Source organism: Seohaeicola saemankumensis (genome assembly GCF_021021435.1).
Classification (GTDB): Bacteria; Pseudomonadota; Alphaproteobacteria; order Rhodobacterales; family Rhodobacteraceae; genus Seohaeicola.
In genome coordinates, this window is record NZ_JAINWI010000004.1 from 216,003 (window position 1) to 236,534 (window position 20,532).

The following is a 20,532-nucleotide window of genomic DNA, read 5'->3' on the forward strand; positions in this document are numbered from 1 at the left end:
TATCAGGCCTCCGCCTCCTCTTCTTCGGTGTCGTCTTCTTCGCCCGCCAGTTCAGCAGGGTCTACCCAACCCAGCATGACACGCGCAGTCATGATCATGGACTGCGCCTCGGCCAGAGACATATCGAATTTTTCCAGCAAGCCTTCGTCTTTGATACGCTCACCGTTTACAGTGGTCCAGCCGCCGGCCAGTTCCCAGTCAGCACAGGTGGCAAAGTCTTCCAGCGTTTTCACGCCATCTTCGGCCAATGCCTCGATCATCTGGGGTGTCAGGCCTTCAAATTCAACCAGACTGTCCTCGACTCCCAGTTCGCGAGCGTGATCCATCGCGGCTTTGGCAGCCGCCTCAAGCGTGTCGCGGGCACGCATCTGAAGCTCGCTTGCGGTGCTTTCATCGACACCGTCAATGACAAGAAGTTCGTCCAAATCGACATAGGCCACTTCTTCCAGATTGGTGAAGCCTTCGGCAACCAGAAGCTGGGCAAAGAACTCATCCAGATCCAGCGTGTCCATGAACAGCTTGGTCCGCTCTTCAAACTCTTTCTGACGACGCGAGGATTCCTCGGCTTCTGTCAGAATGTCGATATCCAGACCTGTCAACTGGCTGGCCAGACGCACGTTCTGACCGCGACGACCGATTGCAAGGCTCAGTTGCTCGTCCGGAACGACAACTTCGATCTTGCCAGCTTCCTCGTCGATCACGACTTTGGACACCTCGGCAGGCTGAAGCGCATTCACAAGGAACGTCGCCTGATCCTCGTTCCACGGAATGATGTCGATTTTCTCGCCCTGAAGTTCGTTCACCACCGCCTGCACGCGGCTGCCGCGCATACCGACGCAGGCACCCACAGGGTCGATCGAGTTGTCATAGGAAATAACTGCGATCTTCGCGCGGCTGCCGGGGTCGCGGGCGACGGCTTTGATCTCGATAATGTTGTCGTAGATCTCGGGAACTTCCATCTTGAACAGCTCGGCCATGAACTGCGGATCGGTCCGGCTGAGGAAGATCTGCGGACCGCGCTGTTCGCGGCGCACATCCTTGATGTAGCAGCGGATACGATCATTCGGACGATAGGATTCGCGGCCGATTTTCTCGTTGCGGCGCAGGATGGCTTCGCCACGGCCCACATCGACGATGACGTTGCCATATTCCTCGCGCTTGACCACGCCATTGATGATGGTGCCTTGACGGTCCTTGAATTCCTCGTACTGGCGATCGCGCTCCGCTTCGCGGACCTTCTGCAGAATGACCTGCTTGGCCGACTGCGCCGCGATCCGGCCCATGTCGACGGGCGGTACTTCTTCGATGAATTCCTGCCCGATCTGGGGGTCGGCCATGTATTGCTTGGCCTGTTCTACGGTGAACTGCGCCTGATAATTCTCAAGCTCATCATCGGCGACCACGGTGCGCACACGGGTAAAGGCCGCACGACCTGTCTTGCGGTCGATCTTGACGCGGATATCCATTTCCGAGCCGTAGCGCGACTTGGCCGCACGGGCGAGGGATTCCTCCATCGCTTCGACGACCAGACCGGGGTCGATCATCTTTTCACGGGCGACGGCCTCTGCGGTCTGCAAAAGCTCCAGCTGGTTGGCGGAAGTGATTGCCATGGTCTCAGTCCTCCTCGGAACCGGTGTCAGTGTCTGTTACTATTTCGTCAAATTGCTCTTCGTCGACAAAACCTGCCGCTTTCCGCTGGCGCAGCATCTCGCGGATCAGTTCATCGGTCAGGATCAGTTTGGCATCGGATAGCCAGTCGAATTTCAACCCGACAGTGCCTTCGTCGATATTGATCAGAACCTCGTCGCCCTCGACGCCGGCCAGCACACCTTTGAAGCGGCGGCGTCCGTCGATCAGTTCGTCGGTCTCAACCCGAGCATCGTAACCCTCGAAAGTCTCGAAATCCTTGAGGCGGGTCAGTGGCCGGTCGATGCCGGGGCTGGATACTTCCAGCGTATATTCATCAACGATAGGGTCTTCCACATCCAGCGTGGCGCTGACGGCTGTGCTGATCTCGGCGCATTGGTCGACAGAGATACCGCCTTCGGGACGCTCGGCCATGATCTGCAGGATCGAAGTCTTGCCACCCATCAGCCGGACGCGCACCAGCTCGTAACCCAGATCTTCGATCACGGGGGTAATGATCTCGGCCAGTCGGCGATCAATGGCGGCTTTGGCGATCAGGTCGTTGGTCATAGGTCAGGCTTGCCTTTCAGGCACAAAAAAACGGGCGCGCGGCCCGTTGATATTTCCCGGTGGTACGGTGGGAGTGGACCCCAGCGCGCCGCTGTTGAAGGGGATATACGCCGCATGGCCTGAGTCTGCAAGAGGGCAAACAGGATTCCCCGACACCTAGCCTTCGGCGATTCGATCCATCACACGCACCAGCTCGGCGCTGATTCCGGGTTCGGACAAGGCGTGACCGGCATTGCGGACCATATGCAATTCGACATTGGGCCAGCCTGCAGCCAGTTTCCATGCGGCTTGCGGCGGGCAGATCATATCGTATCGGCCCTGCACGATGGCCCCCGGAATATGTGCTATCCGGTCAAGCTGATCCAGAATCTGGCCGTCATATTTCAGAAAGGCGCCATTGGTAAAGTAATGGTTCTCTAATCGAGCAAAGGCGCGTGCATATTCGCTGGGGCTTTCGCCGCCGACACCGTTGGAATGGAACGACGCTAATGCATTCTCCCATGAAGACCATGCACGGGCGTATTTTGTTTCAACCATCAGATCGCCCGAAAACAACCGTTTGTTATAGGCGGCAATCAGGTCGTCATGTTCGTTTTCGGGAATCAGGTCGACAAAACGGGCCCATGTTTCGGGCCAGAATTTTCCGGCACCGCCGCCGTAAAACCAGTCAAGCTCGGCCTTGGTGGCCAGAAAGACACCGCGTAAGACAAGTCCCGACACGCGTTCAGGATGAGCTTGCGCATAGATTAGCCCCAGTGTCGCCCCCCAGCTACCGCCAAAGACGATCCATTGATCAATCGCCAGATGGGTCCGGATCAGTTCGATATCGCGCACCAGATGCCACGTCGTATTGTCCCTGACCGAGGCATGCGGGCGCGAACGTCCGCAGCCGCGTTGATCGAACAGGATCACACGGAACACCTTGGGGTCGAAATAGCGTCGCATCGCGGGGCTGCATCCACCGCCGGGCCCGCCATGCAGCACAACAACCGGCATTCCTTGAGGATTGCCGGATTGCTCCATATACACGGTATGGCCATCGCCCACGTCGATCATCCGCTGGTCGAACGGGTCAACCGGCGGGTGCAGATAGTGGACTGCGCTTTTTTGGCCCAAGTATTTGTCCATGGTGAACCTATATGACGAATGGACGTAAAAGAGCACATGGAGAGCAGAATGCAAGCCGGTCAGACCACAGTTGATCCCGCAGAGGTCGCCAAGTTCGAGGCGATGGCCGCAGAATGGTGGGACCCGAATGGCAAATTCAAGCCGCTACATATGCTGAATCCCTGTCGTCTTGACTATATCACACGCCAGATCGCGGGCGAATATGCGCGTGTTTTGTCAGGTGGTGCGCCTTTCAAGGGCTTGCGGATTCTGGATATCGGCTGCGGCGGGGGATTGTTGTCCGAGCCTATGGCCAGACTTGGCGCAGATGTGGTCGGTGCGGATGCAGCACCGCGCAATATCCCTGTGGCGCAGCTTCACGCAGAGCAGTCCGGTCTGACCATCGACTACCGCAACACGACAGCCGAGGACATGGCAGCAGCCGGCGAGCAGTTCGACGTCGTGTTGAATATGGAAGTGGTCGAGCATGTAGCCGATCCACTGGCCTATCTGACCGCCTGCCGCCAATTGCTGAAACCCGGCGGATTGCACATCTGTTCGACGATAAACCGCAATCCAAAAAGTTTTGCGATGGCGATTGTCGGCGCGGAATATGTGATGCGCTGGCTGCCCAAGGGCACGCATGAATGGGCCAAGTTTATCACGCCCGACGAATTGTTCGAACTTCTCCGCAATGCGGGTCTGGAGCCTGTCGACCGCAAGGGGTTTGTGTTTAACCCGCTCACTTGGGTCTGGTCCTTGTCTGACCGCGATCTGAGCGTCAACTATGTGACTGCCAGCCTGAAACCTGATTGAAACAAGAAGCTTTTGGGCTCAACTCGGGAACTCAAGACCTACACGTCAACTGATTCGGCGATATCCTGAGGACAGTTTCAGTCGGCTTCCAGCTTCAAGCGCAGTTCGCGCAGGATCGGAATAGCGGCGCGGACTTTTTCATCGCCAAGCTCTGTAATCAGTTCCGCAATCATCGGTGAAATCGCGTCAAGCGCTGCATCGCGGGCGCGGCGCCCCGCAGGGCTGATCGCTACCATCTTGCGGCGGGCGTCGTCCCAATCGGGCCGGATATGGATGTAGCCGGCCCATTCCAGCTTGCCCAATGTGTTGGTCATCGCGCCTCGCGTGACATGAAAGCTTTTGGCCAATTGTGCAGGACTTCTTTCAGCGCCCGACCGCGCCAGATGGTTCAAGACCGAGAAATGGGAAATCTCCATGCCTTTCGGCAGCACTTTGGACAGCCGGTTGCGGACCAGTTGGTCAGCGGTCAGGATTTCGCTGAACAGGGCGACCGCAAGGGAATTGCTGTTGTCAGACATCGGGCGGGGCAAACTTTCGATCATGCGTCAACGCGGGCACGCGTGTTCTTGCTTGTGCCACAGCGTCTATCTGCAAATCAACGAACGTGATCCCCGGATCGGTGCCCGCATCGACCAAAACCTCACCCCAAGGCGAGATGGCCATACTGTGCCCATGGGTTCGGCGCATTCCGCCTGTCGAAGAAGGGTGCAAGCCAGTCTGCGCCGGTGCCAGTACATAGCAACCTGTTTCGATAGCGCGCGCGCGCAAAAGTGGTTCCCAATGGGCGGCACCGGTGACGGGGGAAAAGGCGGCAGGGACAGTTAATATCTGCGCCCCCGCATGCGCCAAAGCGCGGTGCAAATGCGGGAAACGGATGTCGTAGCATACCGTCATACCGATCTGCGCAAAACCTGCATCTGCCAGAACAGCGCGGTCACCAGGGCGGAATCCGGCTGATTCCCGATAGGTTTCGGTTTCCGACACCTGCACATCGAACATGTGGATCTTGTCATATGCCGCGCAGATCGCGCCGTCAGGTCCGACAAGAAAGGACCGGTTGGCGAACCGCCCCTCGGGATCGTCCGTTTTGAGGGCAAGTGAGCCGATCAGAAGCCAGATACCGGCCCGCTTCGCCTCGTTCCGCAATCCCGCAAGGGTTGGGTCATCATCCTGTGATGAAAGCACGGCCTTCTGATGGGCTCTGCTATTCGAGATGCAATTGGTCACCTCTGGCGTCAAGATGAAGCCTGCACCATCTGCCGCTGCCTGCCGGACCATCTGCGCAACCGTTTCAAGGTTGGCGGCAGGATCATCACCGGACGTCAGTTGCAGCAGCGCAGCTTTCATCGGACGTCAGCCATTGATCATCGCATCAAGCTTGCCCGCATTTTCCAGTGCAAAAAGATCATCGCAACCGCCAACATGTGTGTCGCCGATGAATATCTGTGGCACCGTCCGCCCACCACTAGCGCGTTGGATCATCTCCGGCTTGCGGTCCGGATTGCTGAGCACATCGACCTCGGAAAAGCTGACGCCTTTCTGGGACAACAGACGTTTCGCAGCGTGACAATAGCCGCAGAGAGGGGAGGTATAAATCTCGACAGGTTGCATATCGCGCGTATTCCTTTAGCCACGTTTAACTCTTCCGTGATTTAGGCATCCTTTGCAACGCGCGCCAGTGTAAGCACGAAAACTTGCGCGGCACCGGCGATCAAGCAGGCATCGGCGCAGGCGGCCAGGGTCGCGCCGGATGTCATTACATCATCCACGATCAGGATCGAACGCCCGTGCAACTTCTGACGCCGTGAAGGTGCGACAGTGATGGCCGCGTTCAACATTCTGAAACGGGCATCACGCCCTGCGCCGTCCAGAGAAGCGGTGTGCTTTTTCCGGACCAACAGATCGGGGCAATGGTCCAAGCCGGTATTCCGTGCCAACCTTGAGGACAGCAGCGCCGACTGGTTGTAGCGGCGGTTCAGCATGCGGGTCCAATGTAAGGGCACGGGTGCTATCAGCATACCTGATTTCAGTATCGGCCGCGCCGCCTGTGCCATCCATCCCGCAGCCGGCACGACAATATCCTGACGGTCCCCATGTTTCAGCGCGAGGACAAGTTTGCGACCTGTTCCCTTGTACAAAAGAGCCGCCCGCCCGCGTGTCCAAGGGCGTGCAATTGTCATGCAATCATCGCAGTGAACCATATCTTGCGATGCTTCCTGTCCCGGCAAAGGGGTGCCGCACAGGTCGCAGACAAGGCCACCGATAAATCCGGTCTCGCGCCAGCACGCGGCACACAGCCCAAGCTCGGTTTCGACCAATCCGCCGCAAGACAGACAGGCGGGCGGATAGATCAGCCGCAAGACCGTTTGAAACCTGCCTATCATCTGACTATATCCCGCCCATGACCCAGACGCCCAGTTTAACCGACCGCAAGGCCTTGCTCCGCAACCGCATGCGCGCGGCCCGTGCGCCAGCGATGTTCTTGCAGCGGGAAGCCGCAAGCGAAATCAAGGATCGTCTGGAACTGGTTAACAGGACCTTTACACATGCCGCGGTGGTGACAGGTTTTCCCTCGCTCTGGCAATCACTTATGCCGAACGCGAAACTGGTGCCCGATGACGACGTTCTACCGCTGGAAAAACAGGCCCATGATCTAGCTATCCATGCCCTTGGCCTGCACTGGTCCACCGATCCTGTCGGACAGCTAATTCAGATGCGAAGGGCGCTGAAACCTGACGGGCTATGTCTTGTTTCCATGTTCGGGGGTCAGACTTTACACGAACTTCGCAGCGCATTGGCCGAGGCCGAAGTGCGCGTGACAGGCGGGTTGTCGCCACGCATTCTGCCGATGGCCGAGATACGCGATCTGGGTGGTCTTCTTCAGCGTGCGGGGCTTGCCCTTCCTGTCGCGGACAATATCAGCCTGAAAGTCAGCTATGCCGATCCGTTTGCCCTGATGCGCGATCTGCGGGCAATGGGCGAAGGCAATGCACTGGCAGCACGGCTACGCAAACCCACGCGCCGCGCCGTTCTGGACGAGGCAGCACGGCTTTATTCGGACAGATATGCAGATTCAAACGGGCGCGTAGCTGCAACGTTCGAGATGATATTTCTCAGCGGTTGGGCGCCGGATGCCTCGCAACCGCAAGCACTTCGCCCGGGTTCAGCCAAAACGCGGCTTGCAGATGTGTTGGGGAGCGTCGAATCGAAGCTGCAAGATTGACGATCTGGTCAGAACCTTTATGTCCCCACGTGACCTATTCAAAAAACCCTATGAACGAGGGCCCGCATGCTGGATGCCACCGCGACAGATACAACCCATGTGAATGCCGTAAGGCCGCCCATGTCGGATGCCGACCATCCCAAGGTGACAATGGGAAAGGTTGGCATTCTGCTGGCCAATTTGGGGACACCGGATAATTACGATTATTGGTCGATGCGCCGCTACTTGAACGAGTTTCTGTCGGATCGTCGTGTCATCGACTACAGCCCGTGGCTCTGGCAGCCGTTATTGCAACTGATCATTCTAACCAAACGCCCGTTTAGCAGCGGAAAAAACTATGAATCGATCTGGAATCACGACAAGGGTGAAAGCCCCTTGATGACCATCACCAAGGATCAGACCGCCAAGATCACCGACGCGATGAAAGTCCGCTACGGCGATCAGGTGATGGTGGATTTCTGCATGCGCTACGGTAATCCCTCGACCAAGTCGAAAGTGCGCGCCATGGTCGATGCAGGCTGTCGCAAAATTCTGTTTTTTCCCCTTTATCCGCATTACGCGGGGGCGACATCAGCCACAGCAAACGACCAGTTCTTTCGCGTTCTGATGGAAGAAAAGTGGCAACCTACGGCGCGTGTCGTTGATCCCTATTACGAGCATCCTCTCTACATCGAAGCCTTAGCCCAGTCGGTAGAACGCGCCTATGCAGCGGAAGAGCACAAACCGGAGGTTCTTGTCTGCTCGTATCATGGCGTTCCGAAACGCTATCTGCTGGAAGGTGATCCCTACCATTGCCAGTGTCAGAAAACGACCCGCCTGCTGATGGAGCGGTTGGGTTGGGACAAGACGCAGATCGTCACGACCTTCCAGTCGCGCTTTGGCCCCGAAGAGTGGCTGAAGCCCTACACCGTCGAAGAAGTGGCGCGGCTTGCCAAAGAGGACGGAAAGAAACGGATCGCAGTGATTGCTCCTGCTTTTTCGGCGGATTGCATCGAAACGCTGGAAGAGATCAACGAAGAGATCAAGGAAAGCTTCGAGGAGGCCGGTGGTGATCACTTCACCTATATTCCCTGCCTTAACGATGACGACGCCCATATCGCGGCGCTTTCTGCGCTGATCGAGGACAATCTGAAAGGTTGGCTAGACTAAGGACCGGTCGAAACCGGCGCAGTCACAGGCTGCGCCGATGAACGGCAAACAGGAAGAGCGGACAATAAAAAAGGCGGTGATAAATCACCGCCTTTTCTATTAAAATACCGTGGTAATCAGCTTGCGACGGCTGCTGCAACCACTGCCAGGATCAGCAGGGGAACCAGGACACCGCCACCGGACGAACCAGCGGTCTCTTCAACGATCACAGGAGCTTCCATAACCGGCTCAGCCATGTTGCCAGCATAAGCGGTCGAAGCGGCAGCTGTCAGAGCGGCTGCGAGTACAATTTTCTTCATGTTAACCTCCAGATATTCGGCCGACGTGTGTTGTAAGCACGTCAAGCACCCAAGACGTACCTCGTATTATTGTCTAAAGCAGCAAACCGAAGCAATTGCAAATCCACACACATTCATTCTCTCCACCTCCCGGAGAATGTCGTCAAATTAGCAACACTTGCGTGCCAACATTAGTCAGCGCGAACAGCTCGGCAATATGCTCGTTATAAAGACCAATACATCCGTTTGACGATCTGCGGCCAATTTTGCGCGTATCGTGTGTTCCGTGGATGCGGTAGTAGGTCCAGCTGAGATAGAGCGCATGTGTACCAAGCGGATTGTCCGGACCCGGCGGCACGAAATCAGGCCATTCGGGGTTGCGCTTCTTCATGGAAGGGGTCGGCGCCCAGCTTGGGCCTTCCACTTTGCGAATCACGGACGTCCGCCCGCGCCGCGTCAGATCTTCGGACAATGGCACGCTGGAAGGGTAAAGTTTATAGGTCACCTGATCGTCGGACCAGTAATGCAGCGCCCGCGAATCGATATCCACAAGAACGGCCCCGTTGCGCAGGTCCGAGAAGTAGGGTCTCCAATCCAGAGTACGGAAGCTTGACGCGTTGCGGCGCACGACCTGCGACAGGTCACGCTCTACCTCGACGGTATCAGCGCCGTTCAAGTCTTGCGCGAAAGCTGGCGTGGCAAGTGTTGCAGCGGTTCCGGCCAGAAAGGCACGCCGATTGAAGGCGTTGTCATATTTTTTAGTCATTCTATCACTCCAAGACGGATATTCTGCCAATTAGCCCCAATTTATTGCGGGAAAGACGCAGTCGCAAATCAAACCGGCGTCATTTTGCGCAGACACACCAATGTGGGTTTAATATAAGGCCTCGTCGGGATAAAGCAGGGTTTGATTTTCGAGGATGTCTCAAGATGTTACGACTTTCTGCCGCATTCGCAGCAATTGCTATCTTTCTGGCCGCCTGTGCTGCGCCGCCGACTCCGACTCTTGGTCCTGACGGGCGTCCGCTGCCTAGAGTATACAGAATTTCGGCGAATGACGCGGATGACGTCCAGTTCCGCATGCTTGATTCTGTCAATGCTCTGCGTCAGGCGGCAGGTTCGGGAGCAGTAGAACTGAACGCGCAGTTGACCGCTGCGGCAGCCACGCATGCGCGTGACATGTCGGTGCAGAACCGCCCGTGGCATTTCGGATCAGACGGGTCCTCTCCGATCGAGCGCGTACAGCGCACAGGCTACACTGGCCAGATGCTGGGCGAGACGATCTCGGAGACATACGAGACAGAGCTTGAGACATTGGCCGCCTGGATGGATCAGCCCGATACACGCCGCGTCATTCTTGAGCCTGCCGCGCGAAACATGGGTTTTGCATGGCATCAGGAAGCGAACGGAAAGCTGTGGTGGACCTTGGTGATGGGCAACTGAACCAACGCTACAAATCTTCCGAGACACCAGAAACCCCGGTCATTCCTTGACTGGGGTTTTTCATTTCCGGAAGAAGCCTGTCATGGAAAGATAGAGATGGGCGTACCATCCTGCACCATGAAATAGATGATCTCGATCTCCTCGTCCGTGACTGCGATACAGCCCCACGTCCAGTCGCGCGCGCCGTTCTGGAAAGGGCGGGGGCGACCGTGGATGAAGATATCACCACCGGGTTTCACGCCTGCTTCTTTGGCGCGCGTGATATCGGCTTCGTTCGGATAGGATATGCCCAGCGACAGGTGGAACCGGCTATTGGGGTTGCGTCTGTCTATCATATATTCGCCTTCGGGTGTCCGCCCATCGCCTTCCTGACCCTTGTGACCCTGAGGGTTGAACCCCAGATCTATATCGAATGATGCCAAGACACGGTCGAAATGCATCAGGTGCATTTTCCGTGTCTCTTTGAATACAAGAATACGGGTCACGGGTGGACCCTTGTAGACTTTGAACTTGCTCGGTCCACGCGAGCAGGCAGCCGCCCAAAATGGCAGCGATATAAGGATGAAACGCCTGTTTATCATGTCCGCTCGATCATGCTTTTTTGTTACTGGTTACACTGAAACAGGCTGTTTACCTAGGTAAAATCGTCAAGTCGGCAAACAACGCTACTCTTTGTCGCCGCTGTTCAAACGCTGCTCGATGGATGCCAGGCGCGACAGGACTTCGTCACGATACGCGTCTGTTCTTTCGTTGGTCTCTTCCTGGTGCGCGTCCTGCATCGAGTTCACGACCAGACCCACCAACAGGTTTACCACAGCAAATGTGGTGACCAGAATGAACGGCACAAAGAAGGCCCATGCGTAGGGATAGACTTCCATCACAGGCCGGACGATTCCCATCGACCAGCTTTCAAGCGTCATGATCTGGAACAGCGAATAGGCACTGCGCCCCAAGGTTCCAAACCATTCGGGGAAGAGGTCGCTGAACAGCTTTGTCGCCATAACAGAGCCGATATAGAAAATGATCGCCATCAGCAGAAAGACACTGCCCATGCCCGGCAAGGCGGTGATGAAACCCTCAACCACGCGGCGCAAACGGGGTGCCACCGAGATAACGCGCAGCACGCGCAGGATCCGCAGGGCGCGCAAAACCGACATGCCTTGCGCCCCGGGTACCAGCGCAATCCCGACGATGACGAAGTCAAACAGGTTCCATGCCGACCGGAAAAAGTTCCTCCCGTGAGCAATCAGTTTCAGGACGATTTCAGTCACGAAAATGGATAGACAGATGCGGTCTATCATTAGGATCAGAGAGCCCGCCGCGTTCATGGCTGTATCCGAAGTCTCAAGGCCAAGTGTGACCGCGTTGACGAGGATGACACTAATCACGAAATTGGTCACATGTGGGCTGGCCAGCCAATCGGCCAGTCGGGTCTGATAGGTCATTTGGTACTCCGAACAGGTCCTGCGCGACGTCAGATATGTGGGGCGGTAAAGGCGGCTGCAAGCTCTACATGTGTGGACCACCGGAATTGATCGACAACCTGCACCCATTCAAGGCGATAGCCCGCTGATAGAAGCGTTTTTGCATCTCTAGCGAAGGTCACGGGATTGCACGAAACAAAGGCGATTCTGCCAATACCTGCCTTTGCAATCTCGTGGACCTGCGCCTCGGCGCCCGCGCGTGGCGGGTCGATCACAGCAGCATCAAAGCCTTTAAGTTCATCTGGCAGAAGCGGGCGGCGGAAAAGATCGCGTGTTTCTGTCGAAACCCGCTTTGAACCGCTTGTCTGACGCCAGCCCTGATCCAGCGCTTTCAGCATATCAGCTTCGCCTTCAACGGCGTGGACCTCCGCATCCTGCGCCAGTGGCAACGCAAAGGTGCCGCATCCGGCAAAAAGATCGACGATTCGGGTGGCGCCTGCCACGGCCTCTTTTACTGCGGATAGAAGTGCTGCCTCGCCTTCGGCTGTCGCTTGCATGAAGGCACCGGGCGGCGGGACGATGCGGGTCTGGCCGAATTGCTGGAACGGGGGCTGACGCTGACCGACCAGTTCATCGCCCCAGACCAGACGAGCCAGACGGAAACGCTCTACTTCGGCTGCCAGCGCCACACGCAAAGGACCATCCAGCGGCTTGCCGTCTGTCACCAGAACATCAAGCCCGCCATCACTGTGGGTGACCTGAACAGTCAGTTCACCCTTGCGGCTTGCACCTGAAGTCGCCAATGCCTCGGCTAGCGGCAGGGCGTCAAGCAGTTCCGGAAGAAGCAGTTGGCAATCCGGTATCTGGATCACCGTATCGGACGCACGCGCATGGAAGCCTGCCAATGCGCCCTTCTTGGTGCGCCTGACCGAAACAGCAGCGCGGCGGCGCGATCTTGGTGGCGAGGTCAGGATCGGGCGAAAAGCGGCCTCTATCCCCTGCGCGGTCAGTGCGGCGCGTACTACACCTGTCTTCCACTCTGCCACAAAAGCGTCCGAGGCATGCATCACCTGACAGCCGCCACAGGCTTTGTAGTGACGACAGACCGGACTGACCCTGTCGGCGGAGGGTTTGACAATCCGCACATCATGAAGACGGTCACCGGTTTGCACACCGGTCACCACCTCACCGGGCAGGGTCATGGGGGCGAAAACCGGACCTGCGGCAATCCCGTCACCCTGATGGCCTAGTCGTGTAATGCGATATTCTGTCATGCTGCGGGCATAGCCTGCGCCATGCCCTGCATAAAGCCCTATTCGGCTGCATCCTTCAGTCCGATGAAACCACCGGACTGCCGGTTCCAGTAGCGCGCATAAAGCCCGCCACTGGCAAGCAGGTCGTCATGCGTACCCTGCTCGACGATCCGTCCCTGATCCAACACAATGATACGGTCCATCTGGCTTATCGTGGACAGCCTATGCGCCACGGCCAGAACGGTCTTTCCGACCATCACGCGCTCCAATGCGGTCTGGATCGACGCTTCAACTTCGCTATCCAATGCGCTTGTCGCCTCGTCCAGCACAAGGATCGGTGCATCCTTGAGGATAGCGCGCGCCAAGGCGATCCGCTGGCGTTGACCGCCCGACAGCTTCACACCCCGTTCGCCCAGATGCGCATCATAGCCAAGCCTGCCTTTGTGATCCTGCATATTCGCTATGAACTCATGCGCCTCGGCCTTCTCGGCGGCGGCGATCACCTCGTCTTGCGTGGCATCGGGGCGGCCATAGAGGATGTTGTCACGGGCAGAGCGGTTGAACATCGCGGTTTCCTGCGTGACCATCCCGATCTGGCGGCGCAGGCTTTCTTGCGTGATGTTACGGATATCCTGCCCGTCGATTGTCACGCGACCCTGTTCGGGATCGTAAAGACGCAGCAACAGCGCAACGAGTGTGGACTTACCGGCGCCCGATGCGCCAACGATGCCCAGTTTCTCGCCCGGTTTGACGTCAAGGTCGATATCGGCGATTCCGCCTTTGTCCCGCCCATAGGCAAAACCCAGACCCTCGAACCTGATGCGGCCCTCGGTGACTTCTAGGTCGGTGGCCTTGGCCGCATTGTCGACACGTGTGCGCGGGGTGAGCGTGTGAATGCCATCTTCGATCTCTCCAATATTCGAATAGATCGCCATCAGAGTAAAACTGACCCATCCGGTCATCTGTGCGATCCGGATCGACACGGCCCCGGCGGCAACAATATCGCCCTCGGTTGCCGTGCCTTGCGACCAGAAGACAAGCGTCCCACCAATCAGGAGAATCGGCAGGATGCCTGCCAGTGTCATGAGCGCCACGCGGAACAGGGCCGCCAGCTTGCCGAAATGCAGCGATGTATCCCGAAACTTCTGCATAGCGCCCAATGCGGCGCGATCCTCGTGATCCGCATGTGCGAAGAGTTTGACAGTCTTGATGTTGGTGATTGTATCAACGACCTGACCTGACACCATCGCGCGCGCACCCGCCCGCTTGCCTGCACGTTCGCGAATGCGCGGCAGGAACCAGCGGATCAGCAAGAAATACGACACCAGCCAGACCACAAAGACCAATGCAACCTGAACATTGATCGCCATCAGCAGGAAGATCGACCCGATCAGCGATGCCAGCGCAAATGCGACTACGTTGATCATTTCAACTGCGACATCAGTCACAGCCCTTGCCGTCTGCATCTGTTTTTGCGCGATGCGACCGGCAAAATCATCATCGAAAAACTTGACCGACTGGCCCAGCGTCCAGCGATGAAGGCGGCTGAGAACAAGCGGGTTCACATTCGGCTGCACAATGATCGAGTTTGCTGCCGAGGAAAGCCCGAAGGCCAATGGCCGAAGGATCAGAAAGAACCCGATAGCAACAAGGATCATCACAATATTCGTTGCGCTGAAGAACATGTCGGGTCCGCTGGCAATGGCCCCGTCAATGACCATCCCGAGGATCAGCGCGGTCGCTGCCTCAAGAGCGCCGGCTGCCGCCGACAGAAAGCCTGCCAGCCAAAGCGCTGGCCATGAGCCTGCCAATGCCCAGCGAAAGAACGCACCCAGGGTTTGGGGTGGCGGGCCTTCGGCAAACCGGAAAGGGTCGATATGGGTGGCAGATTGCATCAATGGTCTTTCTGCTTTGATCAATTTCTACTGCTGAAACTAGCCCGTGCCGCCAGCGGTCAAGAAAGCCCTGATCGTTCCGGACTGCAAGACCGGCACGTGGATCAGCGCGCCTCCAGCAATTCCTCGCGCGTCAATGCGAAATCCGAGGCGATCCAAATTGACTTGAGCCGTTCAAGCTCGCGGCCCAGCGCCGGACCTGTGCGCGCGGGCATCAAGTCGGCTGCTCGTAGGGGAAAAACAGCACGTGCTCCATTTTTCGCCGCGTCCAGCGCGCCGTTCTCCAGCGGGGTTTCCATGACGGCACAGCGCAGGAGCAGAATCGCCATCGCATTGTCTGCCCCATGCCGAAAACCCAATTCGCCAGCACCGCGCATCGACCCCAGCTCGTCGCGCAAGGTGCAAAGACGCACCTCCTCCGAACGGCTGAGGCGCAGACGGTTTGCGGCCTCGGGTCCGGTTATCGCCGCCAGCCGGACAAGCCAGTCAAGTGCGCCTCCGATCTGCAATTCCAGATGCACAAGCGGTGCCAAGGCCCTGTCATCGGCACCTGGCAAGATACGGGACAAGACACCGCAAGCACGCATCGCGGCGACAGAGGGTGCCGGATCAGGCGCCGAAAGCAGCTTGCCGATTTCAGCACCAACCCTTTCACGCGATAGCTGCGACAACCCGTCTGTTGCCGCGGCGATCGCTGCAAGGGCCACCGGATCAAGGCCTTCGGCTGTGTCACCATACCATGCGTGAAACCTGAAAAATCGCAGGATACGCAGGTAATCCTCGGAGATGCGGGCCTCTGCATCTTCGATGAACCGTACGCGCCGTGCCATCAGGTCGGGCAGACCACCCAGAGGGTCCAGCACTTCGCCCTCGGTCGTGGCGTATAGCGCGTTCATAGTGAAATCGCGCCGCAGCGCGTCATCTTCAACCCGCGTCGAGAATGCGACGATGGCACGCCGTCCGTCGGTTTCGACATCGCGCCGGAAGGTCGTGACCTCGTGCGGAACGCCCCCTGAAATCACTGTAATCGTGCCATGATCAATGCCGGTAGGCACGGGTCGAAGACCCGCATCCTTGGCCAGTTCCATGACCGTTTCCGGCCTTGCATCTGTGGCGATGTCGATATCGGTCACGGGGGCGCCGATGATCGCATTGCGGACGCAGCCGCCGACAAACAACGCCTTATGGCCCGCATCGCGCAGCATGTCGCAGACAGCGCGGGTTTCGGGTCGGGCAATCCAGTCCGCAGCAATCCGCATCAGGGGTCCATCCTGTCAGCCAAGGCACGCAGAATACGCGCCGTGGCGCCCCAGATGTAATAAGGACCATAAGGCACTGTGAAGTAGTGCCGCCGCTGTCCGCGCCAGCGCCGCGACTGGACAACAAAACGGGCGGGGTCCGTGACATGGGCAAGCGGGGCTTCAAAAACCTCGGCAACCTCGCCCGGTTCGGCGAAAGGGTCGAAATGGGCCCTGACGCGTGCCAGAACGGGGGTCACGATAAAACCAGTCACCGTTTCATGCGCAGGAAGCGTGCCAAGGACCTCGACATTGCTGCGTTGCAACGCGATCTCTTCCTCGGCCTCGCGCAGGGCTGCAGCGATCACATCATGGTCGCCCTCGTCCTGCTTGCCACCCGGGAAGGCGATCTGCCCCGGATGATGTTTGAGCGCCGAGGACCGTTTGGTCAAAATCACCTGCACACCGGACGGACGCTCGATCAACGGGACCAGAACGCCCGCAGGTCGTAAACGGCGGTCTGCGGGCAAAACCACATCCGGATTGAGATCGAAATCCGAGGATGTACGGCCAGTCCGACCCAAAGCCGCGATCACATGGGAGAGTGGATCACTGCTCATTCCCATCCGACCCTTTGGCTTCGAAACCCAGCGTTGCCGGATCAAGCACATAATGTGCCCCGCAAAACTGGCAGTCTGCCGTTACCTGCCCCTCATCCGTGGTCATCGTTGCGATATCCTTGGCCGAGTAGATCGACAGGCTTTGACGCACCTTGTCTTCCGAGCAGGAACAGCCAAACCGGACCGGCTGCGCCTCGAAAACCCGCGGTGCCTCTTCATGGAACAACCGCACCAGAAGGTCTGTCGGAGCGATACGCGGGCCCACCAATTCCAGATCCTCGACCGTGTCCAGCAACACATTCGCACGATTCCAGTTCTCGCCTTCCTCACCGTCCACAAGATCACGGGCATGCAGCAATCCGTCATCGCCAGTGGCTTCCGGCCCTTTCGCGAAAGGCGATGCTTTTGGCATATGCTGCAGCATGACGCCACCGGCGCGCCAGTATTCTCGCACGCCGCGTTCGGTGGATTTTCCAAAGCTGAGCGCGAAGCGGGTCGGCAACTGCTCGGACTGTGCAAAATAGGCCTCGGCGCATGCGGCAAGCGAGCCGCCTGCCAGCGGGGTGATGCCCTGATAGGGGGCCATGCCTTCGCCCTGATCAATCATAATGGCAAAGTAACCTTTGCCGATCTGGTCAAAGGCTGGGCCATCCGTCAGCCTGTCAGCGTCAAAGCTGGCATAAGCGCGAATGCGCGCCGCTTCCCCGTCTTCGGTGGGGCCATAATAATCGGTGGCGATCATCCGCACCGGACCGTTCGACTGGACCTGCAATTGCAGCTTCCAGCGCAGTTTGACTGTCTGGCCGATCAAAGCGGTCAGCAAGGCCATTTCGGCCACAAGTGCTTCGACCTGCGACGGGTAGTTGTGCTGTTTCAGGATGCCGTCAAGCACCCCGTCCAGTCGGGCAACACGGCCGCGAATATCAGACATGTCCAGCTGGAACGGCAATACCGTGTCGTCCCAGGCGATTTTTGATCCAAGTGTCATGGGGTTTCCTTAAGCGCCTTGTCTTGGCATACCGCGACTATATAGGCGGGGCAAGACAGGGGCCAAGGGCATGGCTGCCAGACCGCAGACGCATGGATGGGCAAGATGATCAGACGTTTTGGCGAAACACCACGGCAAGACAAAGTCTACAAGCGCAGGCCAGGAGCCTATGCCATCCTGACAAGGGGAGCCGATTTGCTGCTGACCCATCAGTCGGAACCTTTACCGGAGTTCCAGTTGCCAGGTGGCGGGATTGATCAGGGCGAGTCGCCTGTGGCCGCCCTACACAGGGAAGTCTACGAAGAAACCGGCTGGAGCATCGCCGCGCCGCGCAGGATAGGGGCGTTCCGGCGGTTCACCTATATGCCGGAATACGATCTATGGGCTGAAAAGCTGTGTATGATTTATCTCGCCCGCGCAGTCCGCCGCATCGGACCCCCGACCGAAGCCGGTCATATGGCCGTTTGGATGCCTCCAAGCCTTGCGGCGCAAAAACTGGGCAATGCCGGAGACCGGCATTTCGTAGCGCTGGCACTTGACCGTTTCTCAAGGGGCTAGAACCTTTCCTTCCTCAAACTCCAGTAGGATTGCCGAGATATCATCCGGAAAATCTTCCCCTTTGGCGTGATCCGTCAAATGCCATATCATCGCCTCAAGCAGTGCGGTGCCCGACAGATCGCGCAAGCGGTCCAGCATCGCGGCCACACCTTCCGGACCCAATTCTGCATGCTGTGGATCGGGGCATTCAACGACGCCATCCGACAGGATCAAAAGCCTGTCCCCTGCTGTCAGAGTGCATTCAAACTCTTCGAATACGGCATCCTGTATCAAGCCGACAGGCAAACCACCCTTCCCCAAAACCTCCTGCTGGCCATTTCTGCGTTGCACAACGGGATGCGGATGACCTGCCTGCACCATCACTACACGACCGCTGACAAGATCCACATCTGCAAGTAGAAGGGTAAAGTAGTGCTCTGTCTGCAGCTCTTGCAGAACAAGTTTGTTCAGCATCTCAACGACATGGGCAGGCGGCAAAGCGGCGTAGCTGCCCTCTGCCGTGCGGGACAAAGCGATGTTATGCTCTGGCGAGGATGACGACAGGTAGCCGGCCAATCGTGCTGTCATCAGTGCTGAACTGATACCGTGACCCGAAACATCCAGTGCGAACAGACCGATATGCGCCTCACCCGCGGGATAGAAACCCACCAGATCCCCGCCCACATGCCCCGAGGAACGCAGAAGAAGAGACATGCGCGCATTGCCGAAATCTTTGAACCGGTCACGGATAAGCGATTGTTGCAGCTTCTTCGCCTCGATCAAATCGCTATCCAGCGCATCGTAGAGGCCCTGTAACTCTTGCAGCGCGTCGGCCAGAAGGCGGTTCTTCTCGGTCACCTGCCGCTGCATGTCGATGATCCGCTTTCCGGCACTGATGCGCGCACGCAGTTCGGCGGGATTGACCGGTTTGGTCAGAAAATCATCCGCGCCGCAATCAAGCCCAAGTGCAACTTCGTCCTTTTCGCTTTTTGATGTCAGAAGGATGAAATAGCCGTAGTCGTCGCGCGGTAGTTTGCGGAACGCCCGACAGAACCCCAGCCCGTCCATCCCGGGCATCATCCAGTCGCTTAGTACAAGATCGGGCGGATCAATCACGCATGCCCGCAGCGCGTCCTGTCCGCTGGCGGCTTCGGTCACACGAAAACCCCAACGGTTCAACGAGGCCGCGAGTATCCGCCTTTGAAGACTGCTATCGTCCACAACAAGAACGTGCAGCGGGGTCGCCGCGGCGTCAGCTAAATCCTGTCGGTTTTCATGTGGAAGTTGCGTCTGACCCGCCACCTTTGCCCGCCCCTTTCGCGACCTGAAAAGGCTGTCTAGCCCACAAGGGTTTAACAGATTTTGAATGTTAGAATTGTATTCATTTACAATGCTTTAATCGGCTGTGGTCTATGCTGGACCCCGAAGACTGGAGAAGTCGATGATTGACTGGCAGCGTGTGCGCGATCTGCATGATGAAATCGGTAGCGACGGTTTTGCCGAAGTCGTCGACCTATTTCTTGCGGAAACCGGACATGTCGTCAGCCGGTTGCACGACAACCCCGATCAAAGCGGGCTGGAAAATGATCTGCACTTTCTGAAAGGCGGTGTTCTGAACCTCGGCTTCACGCAGGTCGCGGCGCTTTGCCAGCATGGTGAAAGCGTCGCAGCCAAAGGGCAGGCGCTAGATGTCGATATTGCAGAAATCATCCAAGCCTACGAAATCGCACAAGCGTCTTTTCTGGCTGAACTACCAGGTCAGTTGTCTTGCCATTCCTCAGCGGGGTGATCGTTTCGCCAATATCCGTTGAAGCGTCCTGCGGTGCATGTTCAAGCGGCGGGCTGTCTCGGAAACATTGCGGTCACACAGTTCGTAAACGCGCTGGATGTGTTCCCAGCGGACGCGATCCGCGCTCATCGGGTTTTCGGGCGGTGGCGGCAATTCTGCTCCGGTTGCCAGAAGCGCATTGGTGATATCGGTCGCATCGGCGGGCTTGCTCAGATAATCTGTCGCGCCGATCTTGACCGCAGCAACAGCAGTTGCGATCGCACCATAACCGGTTAGCACCACAATCCGGCAGTCAGGACGCTTCTCGCGCAGCACTTCGACCACGTCGAGCCCGTTGCCATCCTCTAGTCGCAGGTCACACACTGCAAATGCCGGCGGACGGGCTGTCGCGATGGCTTTACCAGCAGCCACCGATCCCGCCATTTCAACCTCGAATCCGCGCTTTTCCATCGCCTTAGCAAGACGTTTCAGAAAAGCGTCGTCGTCGTCCACCAGAAGAAGTGTTCTGTCTTCCCCGATATCGTTCAGGTCTTCAGCCACACGGATTTCCCCCGATCAATAAACGATTGCTTACAG

General features: G+C 57.7%; 24 protein-coding genes. 6 read left to right on the forward strand and 18 right to left on the reverse strand.

The genetic code is table 11. From position 1 onward, the window contains the following. Nucleotides 1–2: 2 nt before the first annotated feature. From nusA to pip, 3 genes are all read right to left on the reverse strand, one after another. Nucleotides 3–1,610: a transcription termination factor NusA gene (gene nusA / locus K7H22_RS02905; RefSeq protein WP_230799224.1), complete on the reverse strand. Its 1,608-nt coding sequence runs from the start codon at nucleotides 1,608–1,610 to the stop codon at nucleotides 3–5. A gap of 4 nt (nucleotides 1,611–1,614) precedes the next feature. Further along, nucleotides 1,615–2,196: a ribosome maturation factor RimP gene (gene rimP / locus K7H22_RS02910; RefSeq protein WP_230799225.1), complete on the reverse strand. Its 582-nt coding sequence runs from the start codon at nucleotides 2,194–2,196 to the stop codon at nucleotides 1,615–1,617. A gap of 156 nt (nucleotides 2,197–2,352) precedes the next feature. Beyond that, nucleotides 2,353–3,324: a prolyl aminopeptidase gene (gene pip / locus K7H22_RS02915; protein WP_230799226.1), complete on the reverse strand. Its 972-nt coding sequence runs from the start codon at nucleotides 3,322–3,324 to the stop codon at nucleotides 2,353–2,355. 48 nt (nucleotides 3,325–3,372) lie between these two features. On the opposite strand from pip, the gene ubiG reads away from it, so the two are divergent. After that, nucleotides 3,373–4,119 (forward strand): bifunctional 2-polyprenyl-6-hydroxyphenol methylase/3-demethylubiquinol 3-O-methyltransferase UbiG, encoded by a 747-nt coding sequence (ubiG, locus tag K7H22_RS02920; RefSeq protein ID WP_230799227.1) that lies wholly within the window; start codon nucleotides 3,373–3,375, stop codon nucleotides 4,117–4,119. Nucleotides 4,120–4,196: 77 nt separating this feature from the next. Here the strand turns inward: ubiG and K7H22_RS02925 are convergent, their stop codons facing one another. From K7H22_RS02925 to K7H22_RS02940, 4 genes are read right to left on the reverse strand one after another with little or no spacing between them, the layout of a single operon-like run. After that, nucleotides 4,197–4,637 carry a MarR family winged helix-turn-helix transcriptional regulator gene (locus K7H22_RS02925; protein ID WP_230799228.1) on the reverse strand — a complete coding sequence of 147 codons (441 nt, stop codon included), beginning with the start codon at nucleotides 4,635–4,637 and terminating at the stop codon, nucleotides 4,197–4,199. Beyond that, the gene (locus tag K7H22_RS02930) at nucleotides 4,630–5,466 is read right to left on the reverse strand and encodes a carbon-nitrogen hydrolase family protein (RefSeq protein WP_230799229.1); all 837 of its coding nucleotides are present in this window, start codon (nucleotides 5,464–5,466) and stop codon (nucleotides 4,630–4,632) included. Before K7H22_RS02930 ends, K7H22_RS02925 begins: the two co-directional genes overlap by 8 nt. A gap of 6 nt (nucleotides 5,467–5,472) precedes the next feature. Beyond that, the gene (grxC, locus tag K7H22_RS02935; protein ID WP_230799230.1) at nucleotides 5,473–5,730 is read right to left on the reverse strand and encodes a glutaredoxin 3; all 258 of its coding nucleotides are present in this window, start codon (nucleotides 5,728–5,730) and stop codon (nucleotides 5,473–5,475) included. 41 nt (nucleotides 5,731–5,771) lie between these two features. After that, nucleotides 5,772–6,503 carry a ComF family protein gene (locus K7H22_RS02940; protein WP_230799231.1) on the reverse strand — a complete coding sequence of 244 codons (732 nt, stop codon included), beginning with the start codon at nucleotides 6,501–6,503 and terminating at the stop codon, nucleotides 5,772–5,774. Nucleotides 6,504–6,520: 17 nt separating this feature from the next. Between K7H22_RS02940 and K7H22_RS02945 the strand changes: the two genes are divergently transcribed. Both K7H22_RS02945 and hemH read left to right on the forward strand, forming a co-directional pair. Further along, nucleotides 6,521–7,342: an SAM-dependent methyltransferase gene (locus K7H22_RS02945; protein ID WP_230799232.1), complete on the forward strand. Its 822-nt coding sequence runs from the start codon at nucleotides 6,521–6,523 to the stop codon at nucleotides 7,340–7,342. Nucleotides 7,343–7,408: 66 nt separating this feature from the next. After that, the gene (gene hemH, locus K7H22_RS02950; protein WP_230799233.1) at nucleotides 7,409–8,491 is read left to right on the forward strand and encodes a ferrochelatase; all 1,083 of its coding nucleotides are present in this window, start codon (nucleotides 7,409–7,411) and stop codon (nucleotides 8,489–8,491) included. A gap of 116 nt (nucleotides 8,492–8,607) precedes the next feature. Here the strand turns inward: hemH and K7H22_RS02955 are convergent, their stop codons facing one another. Further along, on the reverse strand, nucleotides 8,608–8,790 hold the full coding sequence (locus K7H22_RS02955; protein WP_230799234.1) for a hypothetical protein: 183 nt from the start codon (nucleotides 8,788–8,790) through the stop codon (nucleotides 8,608–8,610). A 142-nt stretch (nucleotides 8,791–8,932) separates the two neighbouring features. Beyond that, nucleotides 8,933–9,535, reverse strand: a complete 603-nt coding sequence (locus tag K7H22_RS02960; RefSeq protein WP_230799235.1) for a L,D-transpeptidase — start codon at nucleotides 9,533–9,535, stop codon at nucleotides 8,933–8,935. A gap of 164 nt (nucleotides 9,536–9,699) precedes the next feature. On the opposite strand from K7H22_RS02960, the gene K7H22_RS02965 reads away from it, so the two are divergent. Next, a complete protein-coding gene (locus K7H22_RS02965) occupies nucleotides 9,700–10,212 on the forward strand; it encodes a CAP domain-containing protein (protein ID WP_230799236.1) in 513 nt (170 codons plus the stop codon). An 80-nt stretch (nucleotides 10,213–10,292) separates the two neighbouring features. Here the strand turns inward: K7H22_RS02965 and K7H22_RS02970 are convergent, their stop codons facing one another. From K7H22_RS02970 to K7H22_RS03000, 7 genes are all read right to left on the reverse strand, one after another. Further along, entirely contained in the window at nucleotides 10,293–10,793 is a 501-nt protein-coding gene (locus tag K7H22_RS02970) for a L,D-transpeptidase family protein (RefSeq protein ID WP_230799237.1), read from the reverse strand. Nucleotides 10,794–10,877: 84 nt separating this feature from the next. Then, entirely contained in the window at nucleotides 10,878–11,657 is a 780-nt protein-coding gene (locus K7H22_RS02975; RefSeq protein ID WP_230799238.1) for an ion transporter, read from the reverse strand. Nucleotides 11,658–11,686: 29 nt separating this feature from the next. Continuing rightward, nucleotides 11,687–12,910 (reverse strand): class I SAM-dependent RNA methyltransferase, encoded by a 1,224-nt coding sequence (locus K7H22_RS02980; protein WP_230799239.1) that lies wholly within the window; start codon nucleotides 12,908–12,910, stop codon nucleotides 11,687–11,689. 38 nt (nucleotides 12,911–12,948) lie between these two features. Next, nucleotides 12,949–14,784, reverse strand: coding sequence for an ABC transporter ATP-binding protein (locus K7H22_RS02985; RefSeq protein WP_230799240.1), 1,836 nt, complete (start codon nucleotides 14,782–14,784; stop codon nucleotides 12,949–12,951). 104 nt (nucleotides 14,785–14,888) lie between these two features. Beyond that, nucleotides 14,889–16,043, reverse strand: a complete 1,155-nt coding sequence (locus K7H22_RS02990) for a CCA tRNA nucleotidyltransferase (protein ID WP_230799241.1) — start codon at nucleotides 16,041–16,043, stop codon at nucleotides 14,889–14,891. Beyond that, nucleotides 16,043–16,642 (reverse strand): CoA pyrophosphatase, encoded by a 600-nt coding sequence (locus tag K7H22_RS02995; RefSeq protein WP_230799242.1) that lies wholly within the window; start codon nucleotides 16,640–16,642, stop codon nucleotides 16,043–16,045. Before K7H22_RS02995 ends, K7H22_RS02990 begins: the two co-directional genes overlap by 1 nt. After that, on the reverse strand, nucleotides 16,632–17,630 hold the full coding sequence (locus K7H22_RS03000) for an Hsp33 family molecular chaperone HslO (protein WP_230799243.1): 999 nt from the start codon (nucleotides 17,628–17,630) through the stop codon (nucleotides 16,632–16,634). Before K7H22_RS03000 ends, K7H22_RS02995 begins: the two co-directional genes overlap by 11 nt. A gap of 105 nt (nucleotides 17,631–17,735) precedes the next feature. On the opposite strand from K7H22_RS03000, the gene K7H22_RS03005 reads away from it, so the two are divergent. Next, the gene (locus K7H22_RS03005; RefSeq protein WP_230799244.1) at nucleotides 17,736–18,188 is read left to right on the forward strand and encodes an NUDIX hydrolase; all 453 of its coding nucleotides are present in this window, start codon (nucleotides 17,736–17,738) and stop codon (nucleotides 18,186–18,188) included. Here K7H22_RS03005 and K7H22_RS03010 read toward each other — a convergent pair. Beyond that, nucleotides 18,177–19,469 (reverse strand): PP2C family protein-serine/threonine phosphatase, encoded by a 1,293-nt coding sequence (locus K7H22_RS03010; RefSeq protein ID WP_330165827.1) that lies wholly within the window; start codon nucleotides 19,467–19,469, stop codon nucleotides 18,177–18,179. The genes K7H22_RS03005 and K7H22_RS03010 overlap by 12 nt on opposite strands. A gap of 139 nt (nucleotides 19,470–19,608) precedes the next feature. On the opposite strand from K7H22_RS03010, the gene K7H22_RS03015 reads away from it, so the two are divergent. Next, complete coding sequence (locus K7H22_RS03015; protein WP_230799245.1) at nucleotides 19,609–19,956, forward strand: Hpt domain-containing protein; 348 nt, start codon at nucleotides 19,609–19,611, stop codon at nucleotides 19,954–19,956. Here the strand turns inward: K7H22_RS03015 and K7H22_RS03020 are convergent. Then, entirely contained in the window at nucleotides 19,945–20,496 is a 552-nt protein-coding gene (locus K7H22_RS03020) for an ActR/PrrA/RegA family redox response regulator transcription factor (RefSeq protein WP_230799246.1), read from the reverse strand. The two genes, K7H22_RS03015 and K7H22_RS03020, sit on opposite strands and share 12 nt — an antisense overlap. Nucleotides 20,497–20,532: the final 36 nt, after the last annotated feature.